This is a genomic window from Acidovorax sp. GW823-FHT02H02, assembly GCF_058797075.1.
Map to the genome: position 1 here is coordinate 137,649 of NZ_JBXAJH010000004.1, position 22,187 is coordinate 159,835.

General features: G+C 66.7%; 16 protein-coding genes. 2 read left to right on the forward strand and 14 right to left on the reverse strand.

The features are described 5' to 3' along the window. Positions 1-97: 97 nt before the first annotated feature. The 13 genes from typA to AC1RDS_RS05985 all read right to left on the reverse strand — a co-directional run bounded on the left by typA (position 98) and on the right by AC1RDS_RS05985 (position 17,511). Positions 98-1,921 (reverse strand): translational GTPase TypA, encoded by a 1,824-nt coding sequence (typA, locus tag AC1RDS_RS05925; protein ID WP_287876800.1) that lies wholly within the window; start codon positions 1,919-1,921, stop codon positions 98-100. Further along, positions 1,918-2,910 carry a tRNA pseudouridine(55) synthase TruB gene (gene truB, locus AC1RDS_RS05930; RefSeq protein WP_287876798.1) on the reverse strand — a complete coding sequence of 331 codons (993 nt, stop codon included), beginning with the start codon at positions 2,908-2,910 and terminating at the stop codon, positions 1,918-1,920. The genes typA and truB overlap by 4 nt, the downstream gene beginning before the upstream one ends. 2 nt (positions 2,911-2,912) lie before the next feature. Further along, positions 2,913-3,284, reverse strand: a complete 372-nt coding sequence (rbfA, locus tag AC1RDS_RS05935) for a 30S ribosome-binding factor RbfA (protein ID WP_092696619.1) — start codon at positions 3,282-3,284, stop codon at positions 2,913-2,915. A gap of 15 nt (positions 3,285-3,299) precedes the next feature. Then, positions 3,300-6,161 (reverse strand): translation initiation factor IF-2, encoded by a 2,862-nt coding sequence (infB, locus tag AC1RDS_RS05940; RefSeq protein WP_287876796.1) that lies wholly within the window; start codon positions 6,159-6,161, stop codon positions 3,300-3,302. Between the two features lie 23 nt (positions 6,162-6,184). Then, complete coding sequence (gene nusA, locus AC1RDS_RS05945; protein ID WP_092696617.1) at positions 6,185-7,669, reverse strand: transcription termination factor NusA; 1,485 nt, start codon at positions 7,667-7,669, stop codon at positions 6,185-6,187. A gap of 77 nt (positions 7,670-7,746) precedes the next feature. Continuing rightward, positions 7,747-8,340, reverse strand: coding sequence for a ribosome maturation factor RimP (gene rimP, locus AC1RDS_RS05950; RefSeq protein ID WP_348684026.1), 594 nt, complete (start codon positions 8,338-8,340; stop codon positions 7,747-7,749). A 363-nt stretch (positions 8,341-8,703) separates the two neighbouring features. Further along, positions 8,704-12,063 (reverse strand): SNF2-related protein, encoded by a 3,360-nt coding sequence (locus AC1RDS_RS05955; RefSeq protein WP_092696740.1) that lies wholly within the window; start codon positions 12,061-12,063, stop codon positions 8,704-8,706. A 195-nt stretch (positions 12,064-12,258) separates the two neighbouring features. Then, positions 12,259-12,645: a thioredoxin family protein gene (locus AC1RDS_RS05960; protein ID WP_092696615.1), complete on the reverse strand. Its 387-nt coding sequence runs from the start codon at positions 12,643-12,645 to the stop codon at positions 12,259-12,261. Between the two features lie 14 nt (positions 12,646-12,659). Continuing rightward, positions 12,660-13,937, reverse strand: a complete 1,278-nt coding sequence (locus tag AC1RDS_RS05965; RefSeq protein WP_092696614.1) for a cytochrome c — start codon at positions 13,935-13,937, stop codon at positions 12,660-12,662. A gap of 12 nt (positions 13,938-13,949) precedes the next feature. After that, complete coding sequence (locus AC1RDS_RS05970; RefSeq protein WP_092696613.1) at positions 13,950-14,720, reverse strand: c-type cytochrome; 771 nt, start codon at positions 14,718-14,720, stop codon at positions 13,950-13,952. Between the two features lie 94 nt (positions 14,721-14,814). Next, the gene (locus tag AC1RDS_RS05975) at positions 14,815-15,384 is read right to left on the reverse strand and encodes an acetate and sugar kinases/Hsc70/actin family protein (RefSeq protein WP_202900055.1); all 570 of its coding nucleotides are present in this window, start codon (positions 15,382-15,384) and stop codon (positions 14,815-14,817) included. Positions 15,385-15,448: 64 nt separating this feature from the next. Next, positions 15,449-15,985 carry a flavin reductase family protein gene (locus AC1RDS_RS05980; protein ID WP_026437378.1) on the reverse strand — a complete coding sequence of 179 codons (537 nt, stop codon included), beginning with the start codon at positions 15,983-15,985 and terminating at the stop codon, positions 15,449-15,451. Between the two features lie 53 nt (positions 15,986-16,038). Next, on the reverse strand, positions 16,039-17,511 hold the full coding sequence (locus AC1RDS_RS05985) for an RNB domain-containing ribonuclease (protein ID WP_026437377.1): 1,473 nt from the start codon (positions 17,509-17,511) through the stop codon (positions 16,039-16,041). Between the two features lie 381 nt (positions 17,512-17,892). Here AC1RDS_RS05985 and AC1RDS_RS05990 point away from each other — a divergent pair, with 381 nt between their 5' ends. Next, positions 17,893-18,519, forward strand: coding sequence for a class I SAM-dependent methyltransferase (locus AC1RDS_RS05990; protein WP_026437376.1), 627 nt, complete (start codon positions 17,893-17,895; stop codon positions 18,517-18,519). A 21-nt stretch (positions 18,520-18,540) separates the two neighbouring features. Next, a complete protein-coding gene (locus AC1RDS_RS05995; protein ID WP_034713085.1) occupies positions 18,541-21,174 on the forward strand; it encodes a cation-translocating P-type ATPase in 2,634 nt (877 codons plus the stop codon). Positions 21,175-21,207: 33 nt separating this feature from the next. On the opposite strand, the gene AC1RDS_RS06000 is transcribed toward AC1RDS_RS05995, so the two are convergent. Continuing rightward, a complete protein-coding gene (locus tag AC1RDS_RS06000) occupies positions 21,208-22,176 on the reverse strand; it encodes a cation diffusion facilitator family transporter (protein WP_026437374.1) in 969 nt (322 codons plus the stop codon). Between the last annotated feature and the right edge of the window lie 11 nt (positions 22,177-22,187).

Here is a 22,187-nt window from a genome sequence, read left to right on the forward strand (position 1 = left end):
CTGAACGGAAAACCTTCAAACGACAAAAAGGCCACTGCACTGCAGTGGCCCCTCGGAACCTGCCGCCTTCAAGGCCTCAGGCCCCGGGAATGGCAGATCAGCTGCGGCCAGCGCGCTTGCGCTCGTTCTCGGTCAGGTAGCGCTTGCGCAGGCGCACGGACTTGGGCGTGATCTCGACCAGCTCGTCATCCTCGATGAACTCCACACCGTATTCCAGCGTGAGGTCGATCGGAGGCGTGATCTTGATCGCGTCTTCCTTGCCGCTCACGCGGAAGTTGGTCAGCTGCTTGGTGCGCGTGGCATTCACCACCAGGTCGTTGTCGCGGCTGTGGATGCCGACGATCATGCCTTCGTACACCGGGTCGTTGGCCTTCACGAACATGCGGCCACGATCGTCCAGCTTGCCCAGGGCATAGGTGAAGATTTCACCGTCGTCCATGGAGATCAGCACGCCGTTCTTGCGGCCGCCGATATCGCCCTTGTGCGGCTCATAGCTGTCGAAGATGTTGCTGATGAGGCCCGAGCCACGCGTCAGGTTCAGGAATTCGTTGGTGAAACCGATCAGGCCACGGGCCGGGATGCGGTACTCCAGGCGCACGCGGCCACGGCCGTCGGACTCCATGTTCACCAGCTCGCCCTTGCGCTCGCCCAGGGCCTGCATCACGCCACCCTGGTGGCCTTCTTCGATGTCGGCCGTCACCAGTTCGATAGGCTCGTGCTTGACGCCGTCGATGTCCTTGAACACCACGCGGGGCTTGGACACAGCCAGCTCGTAGCCTTCGCGGCGCATGTTCTCCAAGAGGATGGTCAGGTGCAGTTCACCACGGCCCATCACTTCGAAGATGCCTTCCTCGGCGGTCTCGTTCACGCGCAGGGCCACGTTGTGCTGCAGTTCCTTTTGCAGGCGGTCCCAGATCTGGCGGCTGGTCACGAACTTGCCTTCACGGCCTGCCAGTGGCGAGGTGTTCACGCAGAAGTTCATGGTCAGCGTGGGCTCGTCCACCTTCAGCATGGGCAGGGGCGCGGGGTTGGCGGGGTCGGTCACGGTCACGCCGATGCCGATGTCCTCGATGCCGTTGATCAGCACGATGTCGCCAGGGCCTGCCACCGGCGTCTGCATGCGGTCCAGCCCCTGGAAGGTCAACACCTGGTTGACACGGCCCTTGACAGCCTTGCCGCCTGGGCCTTCCATGACGACCACGTCCATCATGGGCTTCAAGGTGCCCTGGCTGATGCGGCCCACGCCGATGCGGCCCACGAAGGTGGAGAAATCGAGTGCCGAGATCTGCAGTTGCAGCGGAGCGTCTGGGTTGCCCGTGTTCGGTGGCACGTGCTTCAGGATGGTGTCGAACAGGGCCGACATGTCGGGACCCCACTGCTCGCCGGGCGCGCCTTCTTCCAGCGACGACCAGCCGTTGATGCCCGAGGCGTACACCACGGGGAAGTCCAGCTGCTCATCGGTAGCGCCCAGCTTGTCGAACAGGTCGAACGCAGCGTTCACCACCTTGTCGGGGTTGGCACCGGGCTTGTCCACCTTGTTCACCACCAGGATGGGGCGCAGGCCCAGGGCCAGGGCCTTCTTGGTCACGAAACGCGTCTGGGGCATGGGGCCTTCCTGCGCGTCGATCAGCAGCACCACGCTGTCCACCATGGACAGGGCACGCTCCACTTCACCGCCAAAGTCCGCGTGGCCGGGGGTGTCCACGATGTTGATGTGCGTGCCTTTCCAGCTCACGGCGCAGTTCTTGGCCAGGATGGTGATGCCACGCTCTTTTTCAATCGCGTTGTTGTCCATCACGGTATCGACGACCTTTTCGTGGTCGGCAAAGGTGCCGGACTGGCGCAGCAGCTGGTCGACCATGGTGGTTTTGCCATGGTCAACGTGGGCGATGATGGCGATGTTGCGGATTTGTTTGCTCATAGTGTTTCCTTAATGCCGGCAGCCACTGTGCCCGGCGTGCTTTGCAGGATTTGTTGAATTTCGATGGGGCTCAGCAAGCGATCAGGGATCAGCTCGCCTGCTACCGTATGGGCGACGCCCAGCAGCGCGCGCGGCGCCTGACCAAACACGGCCACGGCGCGGGCATCGGGCCACTGGCCACGTCGGCGCACCCCGGACAGGAAGCGTGCAGCATCTTCGCTGCCCAGTGTGACGGGCAGGTGATCGGCCAGCAGGGATTCTGCCGGCAGCAGGCAGGCCAGCCGCTGCGCTTCGTCCATGGCCTCGAGTGCGGGCAAGGTGACGCAGCGCGCGATGCCGAGGCCGCCCGTGTCAATGCGGCGCAAAGAGGTCAGGTGGGCGCCACAACCGAGTGCCGCTCCGATGTCTTCGCCCAGCGTGCGGATATAGGTACCTTTGCTGCATGTAACTATTAATTTGATAGCTGGTTGCGCTTGACCATCAAGCTCCAGAGCCACACTCAATGCATAAATTTGGACATTGCGCGCCGGGCGCTCGATCTCGATGCCCGCACGCGCGTACTCGTACAGCGCCTTCCCGTCTTTCTTGAGCGCGCTGTGCATCGGCGGCACCTGCGCGATCGGACCGGTGAACCGGCGCTGCACTTCGGCCAGTCGCTCGGGCTCCAGCATGGACGGATCGACCGCACACTCGCGCACCACCTCGCCCTCGGCATCCCCCGTGCTCGTGACCACGCCCAGACGGGCAACGGCCTCGTAGGTCTTGGGCGCATCCAGCTGCAACTGGCTGAACTTGGTGGCGGCGCCGAAGCACAGCGGCAATACACCGGTGGCCAGAGGATCCAGCGTGCCGGTATGGCCCGCCTTTTCCGCACGCAGCAGCCACTTCACCTTTTGCAAGGCGTCGTTGCTCGACAGGCCGAGCGGTTTATCGAGCAGCAACACCCCATGCACAGGGCGCCGCTGCACCCTGGTGCGTGGCGCGTTCATGGTCAGTCGTCCTTGGCGCGCGAGGAAACGGCCTTGGCAATCAAGGCATTCATGTCGGCGGCACGCTCGGAAGTGCGGTCAAACACAAAATGCAGCGTGGGCACCGTGTGGATGTGCAGGCGCTTGAACAGCCCATTGCGCAGGAAACCTGCCGCCTGGTTGAGCGCTGCCTGCGTTTCCACAGGGTCACCCGTCAGCAGGCTGAAGAACACCTTGGCGTGGGCGTAATCGGGGGTGACCTCCACGCCCTGCAGCGTCACCATGCCCACGCGCGGGTCTTTCAACTCGCGCGCGATCAGCTCCGTCAGATCGCGTTGGATCTGATCGGCCACCTTGAAGGCGCGGTTGGGGGTGGAGGATTTCTTCGCTGCCATAGAGTCGTCGTAGCCTTACAGCGTCCGCGCGATTTCCTTGATGTCAAAGAATTCGAGGTGATCACCTTCCTTGATGTCGTTGTAGTTCTTGAGCTTGATACCGCACTCAAAACCTTCCTTGACTTCCTTGACATCGTCCTTGAGACGCTTGACCGAATCGACGTCGCCGGTGTAGACCACCACGTTGTCGCGCAACAGGCGGAACTTGGCGTTGCGGTGCACCATGCCGGACGTGATGTACGAACCCGCAACGGTACCGATCTTGGACGCCACGAACACGGTGCGGATCTCGGCCGTGCCGATGATTTCCTCGCGCTGCTCGGGAGCCAGCATGCCGGACATCGCCACCTTCAGCTCATCGACGGCGTCATAGATGATGCTGTAGTAGTGCAGATCCACACCATTGCTCTCGGCGAGCTTGCGCGCACCGGCATCGGCACGCACGTTGAAGCCGATCACGATGGCCTTGGAAGCAATCGCCAGGTTGATGTCGGACTCGCTGATGGCGCCCACGGCGGCATACACCAGCTGCACCTTGACTTCATCCGTCGACAGCTTGAGCAGCGACTGGGCCAGCGCCTCCTGCGAACCCTGCACATCGGCCTTGACGATGATGGGCAGCATCTTCACTTCGCCCGCCGTCATGTCGGCAAACATGTTCTCCAGCTTGGCCGCCTGCTGCTTGGCCAGCTTGGTGTTGCGGAACTTGCCGGCGCGGTAGGTGGCGACTTCGCGCGCACGGCGCTCATCGGTCAGCACCATGAAATCGTCACCAGCCTGCGGCACTTCGGTCAGACCCTGGATTTCAACCGGGATCGACGGACCCGCCGTCTTGGCGACCCTGCCGCTCTCATCGAGCATGGCGCGCACACGGCCATAGGTCTGGCCCGCCAGCACCACGTCGCCCACCTTCAGGGTACCGGACTGCACCAGCACGGTCGCCACAGGGCCGCGGCCCTTGTCGAGCTTGGCTTCGATCACCAGGCCCTTGGCCAGCGAATCGACGGGGGCCTTGAGTTCCAGCACTTCGGCTTGCAGCAGCACCTGTTCCAGCAGCGTGTCGATGCCCATGCCGGTCTTGGAAGACACCGGCACGAAAGGCGAATCGCCACCGTACTCCTCGGGAACCACCTCTTCCACCACGAGCTCCTGCTTGACGCGGTCGGGGTTGGCATCGGGCTTGTCGGCCTTGGTGATCGCCACCACGATAGGAACGCCCGCCGCCTTGGCGTGCTTGATGGCTTCCTTGGTCTGGGGCATGACGCCGTCGTCGGCCGCCACCACCAGGATCACGATGTCGGTGGCCTGGGCGCCACGGGCACGCATGGCCGTGAAAGCCTCGTGACCCGGGGTGTCAAGGAACGAAATCATGCCGCGTGGCGTTTCCACGTGGTAGGCGCCGATGTGCTGCGTGATGCCGCCCGCCTCGCCCGAGGCGACCTTGGCACGGCGGATGTAGTCCAGCAGCGAGGTCTTGCCGTGATCGACGTGACCCATCACGGTGACGACCGGCGCGCGCGGCAGAACGGCCACGTCCTGCTGCGCCGAATCCTCGTCGGTGAAGGCTTCCGGATCGTCCAGCGCCGCCACCACGGCCTTGTGGCCCATTTCTTCCACCACGATCATGGCGGTGTCCTGGTCCAGCGGCTGGTTCATGGTGACCATCTGGCCCATCTTCATCAGTGCCTTGATGACCTCGGAAGCCTTGATGGACATCTTGTGCGCCAGTTCAGCCACCGTGATGGTTTCAGGCACATGCACTTCAATGGTGCGCGCTTCCACCGGAGCGGACTGCTGGTGGTTGTCGTCGCGGTGATCGCGGCTGTCGCCACGGCGGCCACGCGGGCCACCACGCCAGTTGTTGCGACCGACACCGCCGCTGCTGTCGCCGCGGGTCTTGATTTCCTTTTTCTTGGCCGTGTCATTGGCCCAGCTGGAAGACAGCTTGGCCGACTTGACTTCCTTGCCGGCGGCAGCCCCCGGAGCAGCAGGCGTGCCCGGACGCGCGCCCGCACCAGCCCCCACGGCAGGCTTGTGCAGCGTGCCTTTCTTGGCATCCCCCACGGCCGCAGGCTTGGCAACGGGCTTGGGCTCTTCCGGTTTCTTGGCCACCATGACCGCCTTCTTGGGCGTGGCCATCATGGAGCGGATGGCAGCAGCTTCTGCTTCAGCCTTGCGGCGACGTGCGTCGAGATCCGCAGCGCGGGCCGCTTCCTCGTCAGAGCGGGCTTTAGATTCCGCAGCCGCCTTCTCGCGTGCTTCGTTCTGTGCCGCAATGCGCGCAGCCGCTTCAGCAGCCTGCTCGCGGGTAGCCTCCTGCTTGACGGCCGAGGCCTGGGCCTTCTTGCTGGCCTCCTGGGCGGCGTATGCGGCGGCGCGCTCTTCGGCTTCGCGCTCGCGCTGTTCACGGGCTTCGCGCTCGGCGCGCTTTGCGGCCAGTTCGGCCTCCTGGCGGCGAATCAGCTCGGCCTGGCGGCTGGCCTCTTCCTCACGGCGGGCCAGTTCAATGTCTTCGCTGGACACAGCCGTTGCTTCTGCCATGGATTCTGTGGACTCGGCAGCCGCCTCGACACCTTCATCACGCTGGATGAACGTGCGCTTCTTGCGCACTTCCACTTGGATCGTGCGTGCCTTGCCGGTGGCGTCGGCCTGCTTGATCTCGCTGGTGGACTTCTTCACCAGCGTGATCTTCTTGCGATCGGCCGAGGCCGTGCCATGGCTGGCCTGCAGATAGGCCAGCAGCTTTTGCTTGTCCGACTCGGTCAATGCGTCGGAAGGGGCAGCCTTGCCCACGCCCGCAGCCTTGAGCTGATCAAGCAGGATTTCAGGTGATTTCTTGAGTTCGGTTGCAAACTCGGCGACAGTATTACTGGACATATGTGGTTCGTGCCTCCCTGACCTTACTCTTGCCCTGCGAACCAGTGTTCGCGTGCCTTCATGATCAGGGCTTTGGCATCTTCTGCGGACTGTCCGGTCAGGTCGGTCAGTTCATCAATGGCCAGATCGGCCAGGTCGTCACGCGTGTGCACACCGTTTTCTGCCAGCTTGGCAATCAGCTCGGGTGTGAGGCCCTCAAGGTCGCGCAGATCCTGCGAGACCTCGCCAACGCTTTCCTCGCGGGCGATTTCCATGGTGAGCAGCGCATCCTTGGCGCGTGCACGCAATTCGTTCACCGTGTCTTCGTCGAAGCTTTCGATTTCCAGCATTTCCTGCAGCGGCACATAGGCCACTTCTTCCAGGCTGTTGAAACCTTCGGAGATCAGGATGTCGGCGATTTCCTCGTCCACATCGAGCTTTTCCATGAACAGGCGGCGGGCCGTGTCGGACTCGTTGGCCTGCTTCTGGGCCGACTCGGCGGCGTCCATGATGTTGATCTTCCAGCCGGTCAGATCGGAGGCCAGACGCACGTTCTGACCACCACGGCCAATGGCGATGGCAAGGTTTTCCTCGTCCACCACCACATCCATGGCGTGCTTTTCCTCATCGACCACGATGGAGGACACGTTGGCCGGGGCCAGTGCACCGATCACGAACTGGGCGGGGTCCTCGGACCACAGCACGATGTCCACGCGCTCGCCAGCGAGCTCGTTGGTCACGGCATTGACGCGCGTGCCACGCACGCCGACGCAGGTGCCGATGGGGTCCACGCGCTTGTCGTGGCTCAGCACGGCAATCTTGGCGCGCGAGCCGGGGTCACGGGCGCAGGACTTGATCTCCAGCAGGCCCTGTTCGATCTCGGGCACCTCCTGGCGAAAGAGTTCGATCATGAACTCGGGGGCCGAACGCGACAGGATGATGGGGGCGCCACGCAGGGTCAGGTCCACTTCCATGATCATGGCGCGCACGCGGTCACCGCTGCGCAGGTTTTCCTTGGGGATCATCTCGCCGCGGCGCAGGCGGCCTTCCACGCGACCGGATTCGACAATGAGGTCGCCCTTGTCCATGCGCTTGACCGTGCCGGTGAAGATGCGCTCGCCGCGTGACATGAAGTCGTTGAGCAGCATCTCGCGCTCGGCGTCGCGGATCTTCTGCAGGATGACCTGTTTGGCGGCCATGGCGCCAATGCGGCCGATCGGCACCGACTCGACACCTTCTTCGATGTATTCCCCGACCTCGATGTCCGCGATGCGCTCCCTGGCGTCCATCAGCAGCTCTTCGGCTTCGGGGTTCTGCAGACCCGCCTCGTCCGGCACGACCAGCCAGCGACGGAAAGTCTCATAGTTGCCGCTGTCGCGATCGACGGACACGCGAATGTCCACCTCGCCCTGGTACAGCTTCTTGGTAGCCTGGGCCAGGGCCGATTCCACGGCGCCCAAGACCACATCGCGCTCCACGTTCTTCTCGCGCGAAATGGCCTCAACCAACATCAACAATTCGCGATTCATGCGACGACTCTCCTGTTTCTATCACCCGCGGGCGGCAGCTGCCAACAGCGCCCACCCACTCCAAACCATCCAGCGACTCAGCCCGGTACCTGACCAGCCTTCGCCCCCCGCCCCTTGAAATCCACAATGGGCGCCAACCGGGCATCCCTGAGCTCATCCAGCGTAAAACCCAGCGCCTGCAACGGGGCCGGCACACGCTTTTTGCTGATTTTCTGACCAGGCTTGGCAGCCGGCTCATCACTCCAGACGATCTGCCATCCGCCCGATTCGGCACGCTCCAGGGTGCCGCGAAATTTCTTGCGGGTGGCGTTGACCTGCCCGGCTGCCGCAGCGCCAATGGGCGCTTTCAGGGTGAGGTCAATGACCGCGCCTGCAAAACGCACGAAATCCTGCTCATGGCGCAACGGGCGATCGATGCCGGGCGAGGAGACCTCCAGCCGCTTGTACTCGGCCCCATCCACCTCCAGCGCAAACTGCAGCTGGCGGGTGACTTTCTCGCAGTCTTCGACCGTGACAAACTGATCCACTGCGGGCTCCGGCGCATCGGCGGCCGGCTGCACCCAGGGCAAGTCGATGGTGACACGCAGCAAACCACCGGCAGAGCGCTCGATCTCCACCAGGTCATAGCCCAGACCCGTCACAATTTGTTCAACAACTTGCTGTAGTGCCACGTGTTCAGTTCAATCCCGGAAAAACAACACGACTTACACAATGAGGAACAAGCCAATCGCCTGCCCCATGGAAGCACCCTGGGCGCATCCTTGTTTGCGTAAGTCCAAAACAAAAAACCCGATAACCCCCGGAGACCCTCCCCCGACAGCTTCGAGCTCCAAAAGCATTCGACCAAAAAAAACGGGCGGTAGGTACCCGCCCGTTTGGTCGTGAGATTCATATTGTAGCGCGTAAAGCATTGATTTGCAAAGACGAATCGGGCCAAAACTGTTGCCTGCGATTCGCCACAGCCTGCGCATGCCAACCGCTCACGGTTTTGCCACAAAAAATGTGCTCAGCGCAAGCACAATCAGTGCAGGCAGCTATGACAGTGATAGCGGTTGCAGCAACTCCGCCAGGTCGGTCTCGGTGAACAGCGGCTCCCTGCGCGCCGCAGACCCGCTGTAGAGGCTGCCCGCCAGTTGGGCCTTGCGTTCTTGCAGCGCCAAAATCCGCTCCTCTATGGTGCCCTGCGCCACCAGCTTGATCACCCACACGCTCTGCGTCTGGCCGATGCGGTGGGCACGGTCGGTGGCCTGGGCTTCAACGGCAGGGTTCCACCAGGGGTCGAAGTGGATCACCGTGTCGGCCTGCGGCAGGTTCAGCCCCACCCCGCCTGCTTTCAGGCTGACCAGGAACAACGGCACCTGCCCGCTGGTGAACTGCTCAATGATGGCATCGCGCTTTTGGCTCTGCCCCGTGAGCTTGACCCAGGGCAGCTTGCGCTTTTTCAACTCGGCCTCGATCAGGGTGAGCATGCTGGTGAATTGCGAGAACAGCAAAATGCGCCGCCCCTCGGCCAGCATTTCAGGCAGCAGCGCCATCAACTGCTCCAGCTTGGCCGAGGTCTTGACCTTCCTGGCGGCATCCAGCGGCAGCAGCTGCGGGTCGCAGCAGACCTGGCGCAGCTTGAGCAGCGCATCGAGGATGGTGATCTGCGACTTGGCCAGCCCCTTGGACTGCAAGGCTTCCCGCACGGTCTTCTCCATGCCCAGGCGGATGGTTTCGTACAGATCGGCCTGCGCGCCGGTCAGTTCCACCGGCATCACGGTCTCGATCTTGGGCGGCAACTCGCCGGCCACCAGCGCCTTGGTGCGGCGCAGCAGGAACGGTGTGATGCGCGCACGCAGCTGTGCCATGCGGGCGCTGTCACCCAGTTTTTCAATGGGATTGCGAAACAGCTCCCTGAAGCGCTGCTGGCTGCCCAGAAAACCGGGCATCAGAAAGTGAAACAGGCTCCAGACCTCGCCCAGGTGGTTTTCCAGGGGCGTGCCGGACAGGCACAGCCGGTGGCGCGCATTCAACTGGCTGACCACCTGCGCGGCCTGCGTGCTGGCATTCTTGATGTTCTGCGCCTCGTCGAGCACCACCAGGTGCCAGGGCTGCGCCAGCCAGCGCTCGCGGTCGCGCTGCAGCAGCGAATACGGCGCGATGACCAGATCGTGCTCGGCCACCGCATCGGCCGTCCCATGCCGGCCCGCGCCATGCAGCACCAGGCTGCGCAGGTCCGGGCAAAACCGCGCCGCCTCGCGCTGCCAGTTGCCCAGCAGGCTCACGGGCGCAATGATGAGTGCGGGGTGCATCAGGCGCCCCGCCTCTTTTTCCACCTGGATATGCGCCAGGGCCTGCAAGGTTTTGCCCAGGCCCATGTCGTCGGCCAGCACACCGGCCAGGCCGTGGGCGCGCAGGAACTGCAGCCAGTTCAGGCCCTGCTGCTGGTAGGGCCGCAGCGTGGCGTGCACGCTGGCGGGCAATGGCACTTCGGGCAACGCCATGGCACCCCGCAGCTGCGCCACCATGGCGCGCAAGGTGTCCGCCCCCTCCCACACCGCCCCCTCGCCCAGCGCGGCACTGGTGCGCAGGACGTCCATGCGCGCAAGCCGGAGGTGGTCGCCATTGAAATCATGGGCCCGGTCACCCACCAGGTCGAGCAGCGCAGCCAGCCAGGGCCGCAACGCATCGGTGGGCAGGCGCACAAAACCGGTCCCCCCCTGTGCCGGCAGATACACATGCGGCGGCAGCTGGGGCAGGCCGGTGGCGGGGTCCGGCGGCTGGGCCGCTGCAGCGGCAATCAGGTCGGGCAGCCACGGCAGGATGTTGTGGCGCACACCATCGATCTCCATGCCCAGCGACAGCGCAAACCAGGGCGAGGTGGCCTCCTCCCCGCCGTCGGGCTGCAGCGCCACATCCAGCGTGTCGGCATGCGTGATCCAGCCGGTCAGCGCCGCATCCAATGTGACGGCGAAGCCCGCGTCTCGCAGCACCCCGAAACCGTTGTCGGCCCAGTGCATCCAGTCGTGCTGCGGGCGTTCGCCGGGGATGCCGAACAGGCCGTCGTCGGTGGCCAGCAAGCCCAGCGCCATCAGCCGCTCGATGGCGCCGAGCTCGGCCCTGGGATCGCGCTGCAGCAGCACCTGGCCGCCGTCCTCCGCTGTCACCAGCATGTCCAGCGCCTGCCCGGCCCACCAGCCCACATGGCCCTGGTAGTCGAAGCGCAGCCGGGCGGTGATGAGGCCCAGGTCTGGCACTTCACCCGCCGGCACGGGCGCCAGGTGCAGGCGCGCCACGGGCGCAATGCCCTGCACGCGGGTGAGCGGGCCCAGCACCGGCGGCAACGGCAGCACACCGCCCAGGCGGCTGGCAAGCTCGGCCCGGTGCTTTTGCAGCGCTGCGGCGTCCAGCGCCGGTGCCTTGAGCAGCAGGGCCAGCTGGGCTGCGCTCAGGCCATCGGCCTGCACCGTGCCACACACACCGAGAGCGGCGTCGAGGTACAGCGGGGGGCTGTTGCTGCACAGCATGGCCGAAGCGCCTGGCAGGCTGGCGCCCAGGGCCCAGGAACTTTCGCCCCCGGCGGCAGGCGTGACCTCGCGCCATGCCCAGGTGATGGGCAAAGGGTCACCCCAGCGCAGCGGGGCACCCACGGTGGAGCCCCCTGCATCGGCAAACAGGCGGCCGGTGCTGGCCGCCTGCTGCAGCGCCAGCACGCCCACAGTTCCTTCCAGCACCGCCACCGGCGCTGCGCTGTAGGCCGAGTAGTAAGCCATGCCGCGCGGCATGGCGCGCAGCAGTTGCAGCACCTGGCGATCGGCGTCGCTGGCGCGGTCATAGACCGCCTGCCCGGGGCCGGGCTGGGTGCGGATTTGTCGGGGCTTGGCCCAGCCGCCGGTGAGCTTGGGGTAGGACACCACCGCCTCCAGCTGCATCTGCGGCAGGGCCTTCGAGGCCGCGCACGGCAGCCCCACGATGGAGGCCAGGTACAGGTAGTTTTCGGGCCGATCCGGCCGTGCGCCCGGGATGGACGAATCAGGTTCGCCTGCAGCACGGTCCCAGTCCTGCAGCCAGCGCACCAGCCGCGCGTCGGCCTCGGCGCGCGCCGAGGCCTGCTTGCGCTCCTGCAGCGCTTTCAGGGCATCGACGGCGGGGACTGAAATCTGACCTTGCGCCGGGTTGTCCTGCGCGGCCCGCAGAGTCAACGCGATGGCATGCTTGCAATCCACGCCCACGGGGCAAGTGCAGTCGCCCGACCACTGCGTGACCTGCCCATTGGGCGCAATGGCCAGCTCTGCCGACACCTGATAAGGCATGGACAGGCTGCCCTGCACCTCGCCCTCGATCCGCCAGCGGCCCTCCCCATCGGGTTCGCTGTCGATGCGGACCACGCCCGCCCGGCAATGGAGATCCATGCCGCGCGACCAGGCGCCCTTGTCGCACTGGGCCTGCAGCGATGGAAGGTGGAACCACAGTGGGTGTGCCATAGGAAAATCAAACGAAAACTGCCTCTAGCGCTTTAAAAATAGGCGCTGACAGCTATCAAAACAGGAATAAACGATCCGCACTGGTGGGCCCGCAAGAGCCCCGGTTGCCCCAGATCCAGGCAACTAGGCGCTGCGCGCTGCGCGCACACGCTCGAACACTGCCTGCGCTTCAGCGCCTGCCCCGCCCCCAGGTGTGGCGGCCTGCAGGCTGGCCAGCAGGCGCGCCAGCACGGGGGCCTGCGGCAGCAGCGGGCCCAGGAAGCGCGCCGTCGCGCCATCGGCGATCAGCAAGGTGGGAAAGGTCTCCACATCCAGATCCCCGGCCAGGTCGGCCTCGTCCTCGATGTCCACCCACTCAAAGCGCATTTGCGGGTGCGCCCTGGCCAGTTCGTCGAACAGGGGCCGGTAGTCGCGGCAGGTGCCGCACCAGTTGGCGCACAGGCACACCGCCCACCAGCCGCTGCCAGGGGCCACGGGGGGGGATTCGGGCAACGCGGCCGGGCTGTGCATCGGGGGGTTCTCCTTCAAGACCCGCGCCGCTCCCGGGCACGGTAGACGCCGATGGTACCCACTGCGCCGGCCTGGTTGCCCCAGGCATTGCGCACGAAGGTGCTCACGGCCGCCACATCCTCGTCGCCCAGCACCTGCATGAAGGGCGGCATGCCATGCGGGCGCGGGTTGCCCGCCGTGGCCGGCAGATAGCCGCCCTGCAACACCACGCGGACCAGATTGGTGGGGTCTTGCAGCACCACGGCACGGTTGCCCGCCAGCGCCGGGAATGCCCCCGGCTGACCCTCGCCGCTGTCGCCATGGCATTGCGCGCAGTGCTGCTCATACACCTTGCCCCCGCGCGCCAGCGTGGCGGCCGAGGGCTTTACCACCGCCGGGGCAGCGGGGGCCTGCTGCGGCAGCGCCCGCAGGTACACGGCGATCGCCTGGGCATCGGCATCGCTCAGGTACTGGGTGCTGCGAAACACCACCTCGGCCATGGGCCCGGTGACCGAGCCTTGCGGCGCCACACCGGTTTTCAGCAGCGCCACCACGTCCGCCACCGGCCACTGCGCCACGCCCGCCTCGGCGGCGGCATTGAGGGCCGGGGCATACCAGTTCTGCACCGGAATCAGCCCCCCGCTGAAGGCCTGCGCCTGGCTGCTGGCGCCCAGCGCATTGCGCGGCGTGTGGCAGGCAGCGCAATGGCCCAGGCCATTGACCAGGTAGGCGCCCCGGTTGTACTCAGCCGTTTGCGTGGATTCAGCCGGTGGCGCACCGGGCACGAAGAACAGGGCGCGCCACACACCCAGCGCGGCCTGCGTGTTGTACGGAAAGCGCAGCGCATGCGGCCGGTTGGCCTGCGCCACGGCAGGCAGGCTTTGCAGATAGGCGTAGATGGCGTCGGAATCCTCGCGCGTCACCTGCGTGTAGCTGGTATAGGGAAACGCCGGGTACAGCAGGCGCCCGTCCCTGGAGCGGCCGTTGTGCAGCGCGCGCCAGAACTCGGCGGCCGACCAATTGCCGATGCCCGTAGCCTTATCGGGCGTGAGGTTGGACGTGTGGATGACGCCAAACGGCGTATCGATGCCGCGCCCGCCCGCATAGGGTGCGCCACCCTGCACGGTGTGGCAGGCCATGCAGTTGCCGGCGCGGGCCAGGTATGCGCCGCGCTTTACCAGCTCCGGCGTGCTTTGCACGGTTTCGTTGGTGGTCAACGGTTCTTCGCCACGCAAATTCAGCGCCACCAGTGCGGCGGCACCCAGGCCCAGGGCGGCCATGGTGGAAGAGATGGTCCAGAGGATGCGTTTCATGCCATGCCCCCTTCAGCGCGCCGCCGCGCCAGCCACCGGCACACCATCCACCCCGCCGCAGCGCACGGGCATGGCCCCTGTCAGCCGCTCGGCCGGCTTGCCGCCGCCGGGCACCGGCTGGGCCGCCAGCCAGGCCGATACGGCACTCACCTCTTCCGGTGAAAGCTGGCGGGCAATGGCCGCCATGCAATCGGGGGCCTGCGCGCGGCGCTGGCCGGTCTGCCAGGCCCCGAGCTGGCTGTTGAGGTAGTCACGCGGCAGGCCCAGCAAGCCGGGAATCGACGGGCTGAGCCCCGTCAGCGCCGGGCCGTGGCACTGCACGCAGGCAGGCAACTGGCGCGCCGCATCGCCCTGCTGCACCAGCAGGCGCCCGCGCTCCAGCACCTGCGGCGCAGCCTGGGGCGCGGGGGGCGGCGCATAGGGCACCTCCAGCGCGGCGAAGTGGGTGGCGATCTCGCGCAGATAGCCGTCCGTGAGGTGCTCGATGAGGTAAGTCATCTGCGGGTAGCTGCGCCGCCCGTCCCGGAAATTGACCAGCTGGTTGTAGAGGTAGCCCTCCGGCTTGCCCGCGATGCGCGGAAAGTAGCCGTCTTGCGTGGCGCGGCCTTGCTTGCCATGGCAGGTGGTGCAGGCCAGCACGCGGGGCGCCATGGCGCTGGCATCTGTGGCGGGGATTTCGGGCGCAGCGCCGGCTGGCGCGGCAACGAGGGCACATGCGCCCAGGGTGGCCCCCCACAGTAGCGACAACAGGGTGCGCAGGGGGCGGCGCGGGCAATTCATCATGGGCAGGCTCTGGCGGAAACAAAAGGAACACATACGGACGTGCGACTCTACCCCGGCCACCAGACCCCATGGATCGAAAGACCCCGTGCCGTCGTCACGCCACCACGGTGATCGCCCCAAACCGCAGGTGGTGCATGAACTCGCGCAGGATCAGCAGCGCAGCGGCGAAATCGGTGCCTTGCGGCAAACCCTCGCGCACGGCCGGGCGCCCTTCGGCCACGGCGGCCAGGCGCTCGAACACGCGTTCCATGGCATCGAGCGGCATCACCATGCACTCACCCGGCGCCAGCCCTGCCAGCAGGGCCACCTCGCGCACCAGCGCGTCGGCGCACAGCAAGGCAGTGCCCGGCGCCAGCACCGGTACCGCGCGGATCACCTCGTCTTCCACGGTGGCAATGGCGTGTTCCATCTCCAGCGGCGTGGGCGGGCTGCGCTTGAAAAATTGCCGCGCCGTCTTGTGCGCGCCAATGTCCAGCACCAGCACGCCGGAAGCCTCGTCGCCCTGCCCGGTGGCAATGGCCGTGTGTTCGGCGCCGATGTGCAGCACCGTGACGGCCACTTGCGGACCGGCGTGGGCCCGCAGGCCACGGAAACGGGTGCGGATATCGGCTTCGGCAGCTGCGCCGGGGACCGTTGACGGATGAATGGGTGACGGTTCGTTCATGGATGTTCCTTGCGCTGGATGCGCCGGTGTTGCGGCGGGCCGCGGTGGACAAAGGCGGACCCGGCTATTTCATTTTGGACGGCAACCGGATCGTCTCGCCCGCCACCATGAAGGCGCCCCAGCCCCGGTGGTGCAGCGTGCGCGGGTCCTTGCAGGCCGGATCGGTCCAGGCCTGAACCACCTCCAGCACAAAGAAGCTGTAGCGGTTCACAAAACGCGTATCCACCACCTTGCATTCGAGGTGGGCATGGCACTCGGCGATCAGCGGCGCGGCCACCAGCGAGGCCGGCGCGGGCGTCAGGCCGAACGCCGCGAACTTGTCCACGCTGCGGCCCGAGCTGTTGCCGCAGTCCACCACCTTCTGCGCAAGCTCCACGGCGGGGATGTTCAGCACGCACTCACGCGTGGCTTTGAGGGCCGTGAAACTGAAATCGCGGCTGCTGACCACGCAGCCCACCAGAGGCGGCTCGAACTCCATCATGGTGTGCCAGGACATCGCCATGGCGTTGATCCGCCCCTTGTGCGCCGTGCTCAGCAGCAGCACCGGGCCGGGTTCGAGCAGCCCATAGACCTTGGACAGGGGAAAGGATCGCTTGGCCATGGTGAAGTCTCCTGCTGGGGGCTCGGACGCTGGCGCCGGGTGGGCACAGAATTTCAGCGCGCCTGCTCGAAATCGATGAAACCGCGCTCCACGTTGGTGCTGAGCAGCTTCACGCGGATCTTCTGCCCCACCTCCAGGTTGAAATCGCCCGCCATCAGCAGCCCTTCGGCCGGCGGCGTGAAGATGCGCACCCAGGTGGCGCTCTCGGTGCGGCCCGTGACGATGGCGTCAAACTTCTGGCCGATCAGCCCCTGCAGGAACAGCGCCGCCTCGGATTTGCGCACGCTGCGCTCCACCTTCTGCGCCGCGTCTTCCTGGTGGGTGCAATGCTCGGCCAGCGTGGCCAGTTCGGCCAGGCCATAGGGCGGGTGCTCGCCCGACAGCAGCGCCTTGACCATGCGCAGGCTCACCAGATCGGGGTAACGGCGGTTGGGCGCCGTGGAATGCGTGTAGTCGCGCACGGCCAGGCCGAAGTGGCCGATGGGCTCGCCCCGGGGGTGCTCGACCACATACTCGCCCGAACCCATCAGCTTGATGATGACCAGCGACAGATCGGGAAAGCGCAGCGGATCGGCCTGGCGCTGGCGCGCCAGGAAACCCTCCAACGCGCGCGAATCGGGCGTCTTGGGCAGTGCCTCGCCATATTTGCTGGCCACTTCCACGATGCGCAGCCAGCGCTCGGGCGATCGCACCACCCGCCGCAAGGCGCTGCCGCCGTGCCGCGCCAGAAACTGCGCCGTGCAGGTGTTGGTGGCGATCATGAACTCTTCGATGAGCTGGCGCGCCCGGTTCTGCTCCTGCTGGCGGATGTCCACCACGCGGTCGCCGTCGAACACGGCCCGCGGCTGGAAGGTCTCCAGGTCCAGCGAGCCCTGCTGGCGCCGGCGCGCGCGCATGCGCTGGGCCACCATGTCCTGGGTGCGCAGCTGCTCGTCCATGCCGGGCACGGCGCGCGCTGCTTCGGGCAGCTCGCCTTCGCCCTCGATCCATGCGGCCACGGCATCGTAGGCCAGCTTGGCGTGGTTGCGCACCCGCGCCCGGTGCACAGTGGAATGGGTGACCGCACCCTCGGCATCCACCACCATTTCGGTCACGATGGCCAGGCGCTCCTGCCCCGGGTTCAGCGAGGTCAGGTCGGTGGACAGGCGCTCGGGCAGCATCGGAAACACCCGCGCCGAGGTATAGACCGACGTGGTGTTGATGTGCGCATGCTGGTCGATGGCCGAGTTCTTCCGGACCAGGGCGTCCACATCGGCCACCGCCACAAAGATCTTCACGGCGCCGTTGCCCAAGGGACCGCAGGCCGTGAGCTGGTCGAGGTCGAGCGAGTCATCGTTGTCGATCGAGCACCAGGGCAGCGCGCTGAGGTCGCGGATGCGCGGATCGTCATCCTGCCCGGCGGCCGCGATGGTTTGCAGTTGTTGCAGCGCGCGGGGCGGAAACTCGGGCTCCAGGCCGCGCTCCTTCATGGCGTCAACGGCAATGCGCACCAGGTCGCTGCGGTGAAAGGTGTGTTTTTTGTCCATGGCTCCAATGTAAGTTGTCGCGGGAAGATGCGGTGCACGGGTGCCCAGTGGCGCCCGGCTGCGGCAGACCGAAGCACCCCAAACACCACCCTGGCCGCCACCGACAGCACGGCAGCCAGCCCGAAGGCCAGGTCCTCGATCAGCCCCGGCAAGGCGGTCGAGGCGCCGGCCATGGTGGCGAGGCGAGCAGATCAAATACTATCAATTTAATAGCTTTCAGAGCTTTATCAAAAAGCGCTACAGGCCATTCTTGCCCTAAAAACTCCGGCCACGCGCAGCCGCATCACGGCCTGTGGCACCATCGGCCCACCATCGCCGTGAACGACAACGGCAAGCGCCCGGCCTGTATGTTCTAGCCCACGACTGCACAAGGCACCTACCATGACCGCAACACCCTTCCCCGACGCCGCTGCCACCTGGAACCAGCGCTACGCAAGCGACCCCCACCTGTTTGGCCAGGAGCCCAACGACTACCTGCGCACCCAGGCCCACCACCTCGCACCCGGCGGCCGCGTGCTGTGCGTGGCCGATGGCGACGGGCGCAACAGCGTCTGGCTGGCGCGCCAGGGCCTGCAGGTGGACGCTTTCGACATCTCGGACGTGGGCGTGGGCCGGGCTCGGCAACTGGCCGCGCAAGCCCAGGTCACCGTGCACTACAGCGTGGCCGATTGCGACCAGTGGCCCTGGCCCACCGCCAGCTACGACGCCGTGGTGGCCATCTTTGTACAGTTTGCCGACCCCGCCATGCGCGCGCGCCTGTTCGCCCACATGGTGGCAGCGCTCAGGCCCGGTGGCGTGCTGGTGCTGCAGGGCTACACGCCCCGGCAACTGGAATACAAGACCGGCGGGCCACCCATCCTGTCGCACCTGTACACGCCGGAAATGATCCGCTCGGCCTTCAGCGGCCTGGAGATCATCGAGTTGCGCGACTATGAGGCGGTGCTGAGCGAGGGCACCCAGCACAAAGGCCCGTCTGCCCTGCTGGGGCTGGTGGCGCGCAAGCCCTGATATGCGCCCCAGCGCAAAGCCATGCCCGCTCCAGAAATCCCGACGCCCAGGCCAACGCCCGCACAACCCGGCCTGAGCACCGCCGACGCCGCACACCGCCTGGCCGCCGAAGGCCCCAACCTGCTGCCAGGCAGCGCGCCCAAGTCCACGCTGGCCATTGTGCGCGACGTGGTCACCGAGCCGATGTTCCTCATGCTGCTGGCGGCTGGCGGCATCTACCTGGCGCTGGGCGACCGGGGCGAAGCCCTCTTCCTGCTGGGCTTTGTGTTCGTGGTCATCGGCATCACGCTGGCGCAGGAGCGCAAGACGCAGCGCGCGCTGGAGTCGCTGCGGGACCTGTCGGCCCCGCGCACGCTGGTCATCCGCGACGGCCAGGAGCAGCGCATCGCCGGGCGCGACGTGGTGCGCGGCGACCTGCTGGTGCTGCACGAGGGCGACCGCATCGCCGCCGACGCCCTGCTGATCGACGGCCAGCTCGAAGTGGACGAATCCCTGCTCACCGGCGAAGCCGTGCCGGTGGCCAAGCTGCCCGCAGCACAAGGCGCTGCACCGGATACCCAACAAACACCGTCACCAACACCGGGAGGAGATGGCACACCCAGTCTCTTCGCGAGCACCGTGGTCACGCGCGGCGTGGGGGTGGCCCAGGTGTGTGCCACCGCCGCCCACACCGCCGTGGGGCGCATCGGCGCCGATCTCGCAGCAACAGTGGAGCCGCCTTCGGCGCTGCAGCAGGGCTCGCGCCGGCTGGTGCGCACGCTGGGCACGGCCGCCCTCGTCCTGGCCCTGGCGCAGGTGCTGCTGGGCTGGTGGTGGAACGGCCGGCCGCTGCTCGACAGCCTGCTCTCGGGCATTGCGCTGGCCATGGCCATCCTCCCCGAGGAGATTCCTGTCATCCTCACCGTGTTCCTGGCGCTGGGCGCCTGGCGGATTGCGCACCAGAAGGTGCTGACGCGGCGCGTCACCGCCGTCGAGGCGCTGGGCGCCATCACGGTGTTGGCCGTGGACAAGACCGGCACGCTCACCCTGAACCGCATGGCCGTGGCCGAAATCGCCACCGCCGACCAGCGCTTCAGGCCCGCCGACGGCGCCAGCGAAATGCCCGAACATTTCCACCTGCTGGCCGAATTCGCCATGCTGGCCACGCCGGGCGATCCGTTCGATCCCATGGAAAAGGCCATCCAGCATTTCGGCCACCAATGGCTCGAAGGCACCGAGCATGTGCACGACGGGCGCGAGCCCGAGTTCGAATACGCGCTCTCGGGCGAGATCCTGGCCATGACACGGGTGTTTGCCAGCGACGAGCCCGACCTGCACCTGCTGGCCACCAAGGGTGCGCCCGAGGCCGTGGCCGACCTGTGCCACCTCGATGCCGCGCGGCTGGGTGCCATCCGCCGCCAGGTCGAAGCCATGGCCGAGCGTGGCCTGCGCGTGCTGGGCGTGGCACGGGGGCGCTGGCGGGGCCCGCCCCCGGCGCCCGACCAGAGCCCGCCCTGGCCGCAAAGCCAGCACGACTTCGACTTTGATTTCCTCGGCCTGGTGGCGCTGGCCGACCCGCCCCGCCCCGAAGTGCCCGCCGCGCTGGCCGAATGCCGGCGCGCGGGCGTGCGCGTGATCATGATGACCGGCGACCACCCGGCCACGGCCCGCGCCATTGCGCAGCAGGTGGGCCTGTCGGAGCGGCCCCAGGTGCTCACCGGCCCCGAGCTGGAAGCGCTGGACGACGCGGCCCTTGCCGAGCGGCTGCGCCATGTGGATCTGTGCGCGCGCCTCAAGCCCCAGCACAAGCTGCGCCTGGTGCAGCTGCTGCGTGCCAGCGGCGAAGTGGTGGCCATGACCGGCGACGGCGTGAACGACGCCCCCGCGCTCAAGGCTGCCGACGTGGGCATCGCCATGGGCGAGCGCGGCACCGACGTGGCGCGCGAGGCCGCCGCGCTGGTGCTGCTGGACGACAGCTTCGCGCGCATCGTCGCCGCCATCCGCCAGGGCCGGCGCATCGACGGCAACGTGCGCAAGGCCATGCGCTTCACCTTCGCGGTCCACGTCCCCATCATCGCGCTGGTGCTGGGGCCAACGCTGCTGAAATGGCCCACGCTGCTGATGCCGGTGCATATCGTGCTGCTGCAGTTGCTGATAGACCCCACCTGCGCGGTCGTGCTGGAGGCCGAACCCGAAGACAGCAACACCATGGAGCGGCCGCCCCGCCCCGTCTCCGACTCGCCGTTTGCCATGGGCCCACTGGTTTACTCCGTGCTGCAGGGCCTGGGCGTGGCGGCCTTGCTCTTGGGCGGGCAGTCCTGGCTGGCGGGTCAGGGCTGGGGCAGCGCGCAAAGCCGCACCGTGGTGTTCGGCACGCTGGTGCTGTGCGTCATGCTGCTGATCCTGGCCAACCGCGACCTGTCGCGCCCGGCGCTGCTGGGCATCACCCGGCCAAACCCCTGGCTGTGGCGCATTGCCGCCGCAATGGCCTTGCTGCTGGCCGCGGTGCTGGGCATTCCGGGGCTGCGCGCGCTGATGGGATTGGCTTTGCCCGGCGCCCAGGGCGTGGCGGTGGCCGCTTGCCTGCTGGCGCTTTGCCTGGTCTGGCTGGAACTGGTGCGGCGCGCGGGCCGGAGCCTGGTGCGGACCCGGCTGCCCGGACCTGGCGGACGCTGACTCCGGCCCGGCCCGCGCCCCGGCAAAGAACGCCTACTGCGCCACGGCGCTGCCGCGCACCAAAGGCGCGGCGTGGTCCAGATCGGGCCGGCGCCACGGGTCCACATGGGTCATGAGGTTGAGCACGCGGTGGCGCTGCAGCACGCGCTGGCGCGCCTGCACGGCGATGTCGTGGCCGGCCTCCACGGTGAGCGCTGCGTCCACCTCCAGGTGGGCATCGACCACGATCATGTCGCCCATCTTGCGCGTGCGCACATCGTGCACGCCGCTCACGCCCGGCGTGTCGAGCAGCGTCTGGCGGATGGCCTGCACTTCCTGCTCGTCCACCGAACGGTCCATCAGGTCGTGCAGCGCATCCCAGCCAAACTCCCAGCCCATCTTGCCCACCATGAAGCCGACGATGAGCGCGGCAATCGGGTCCAGGATGGGATAGCCGGCCAGGTTGCCGGCAATGCCGATGCCCACCACCAGCGACGAGGCCGCATCCGAGCGCGCGTGCCAGGCATTGGCCACCAGCATGCTGGACTTGACGCGCTTGGCCACGGCCAGCATGTAGCGAAACAGCAGTTCCTTGCCCACCAGAGCGGCACCGGCCACCCACAGTGCCACCCTATGCACCTGCGGCACCGTTTGCGGGTTCTCCAGCTTGAGCACCGCCGACCACACCATGCCCATGCCCACCGCCAACAGCAGCAGACCCAGCACCAGCGAGGCCGCCGTCTCGAAGCGGTGGTGGCCGTAGGGGTGGCCCTCGTCGGCATCCTTTTTGGCATGGTGGCTGGCGAACAGCACCACGAAATCGGCCACGAGGTCGGACAGCGAGTGGATGCCATCGGCGATCAGGCCCTGCGACTTGGCCAGCACGCCCACCACGATCTGGATGGTGGACAGCACCAGGTTGACACCCACGCTCACCCAGGTGCTGCGCGATGCGGCGGCAGCGCGCTCCTGGGGCGTGTGCACGGTGTCTTCGGTATCGCTGTCAAGATCGCTGAATTGCATGGCCGTGGTCT

Coding starts and splice junctions, on each gene's coding strand:
- typA (WP_287876800.1), bottom strand. CDS start 1,921: ATGAGCAAACAAATCCGCAACATCGCCATCATCGCCCACGTTGACCAT.
- truB (WP_287876798.1), bottom strand. CDS start 2,910: ATGAACGCGCCACGCACCAGGGTGCAGCGGCGCCCTGTGCATGGGGTG.
- rbfA (WP_092696619.1), bottom strand. CDS start 3,284: ATGGCAGCGAAGAAATCCTCCACCCCCAACCGCGCCTTCAAGGTGGCC.
- infB (WP_287876796.1), bottom strand. CDS start 6,161: ATGTCCAGTAATACTGTCGCCGAGTTTGCAACCGAACTCAAGAAATCA.
- nusA (WP_092696617.1), bottom strand. CDS start 7,669: ATGAATCGCGAATTGTTGATGTTGGTTGAGGCCATTTCGCGCGAGAAG.
- AC1RDS_RS05955 (WP_092696740.1), bottom strand. CDS start 12,063: ATGGATCTCCATTGCCGGGCGGGCGTGGTCCGCATCGACAGCGAACCC.
- AC1RDS_RS05960 (WP_092696615.1), bottom strand. CDS start 12,645: ATGCACAGCCCGGCCGCGTTGCCCGAATCCCCCCCCGTGGCCCCTGGC.
- AC1RDS_RS05965 (WP_092696614.1), bottom strand. CDS start 13,937: ATGAAACGCATCCTCTGGACCATCTCTTCCACCATGGCCGCCCTGGGC.
- AC1RDS_RS05970 (WP_092696613.1), bottom strand. CDS start 14,720: ATGATGAATTGCCCGCGCCGCCCCCTGCGCACCCTGTTGTCGCTACTG.
- AC1RDS_RS05975 (WP_202900055.1), bottom strand. CDS start 15,384: ATGAACGAACCGTCACCCATTCATCCGTCAACGGTCCCCGGCGCAGCT.
- AC1RDS_RS05980 (WP_026437378.1), bottom strand. CDS start 15,985: ATGGCCAAGCGATCCTTTCCCCTGTCCAAGGTCTATGGGCTGCTCGAA.
- AC1RDS_RS05985 (WP_026437377.1), bottom strand. CDS start 17,511: ATGGACAAAAAACACACCTTTCACCGCAGCGACCTGGTGCGCATTGCC.
- AC1RDS_RS05990 (WP_026437376.1), top strand. CDS start 17,893: ATGACCGCAACACCCTTCCCCGACGCCGCTGCCACCTGGAACCAGCGC.
- AC1RDS_RS05995 (WP_034713085.1), top strand. CDS start 18,541: ATGCCCGCTCCAGAAATCCCGACGCCCAGGCCAACGCCCGCACAACCC.
- AC1RDS_RS06000 (WP_026437374.1), bottom strand. CDS start 22,176: ATGCAATTCAGCGATCTTGACAGCGATACCGAAGACACCGTGCACACG.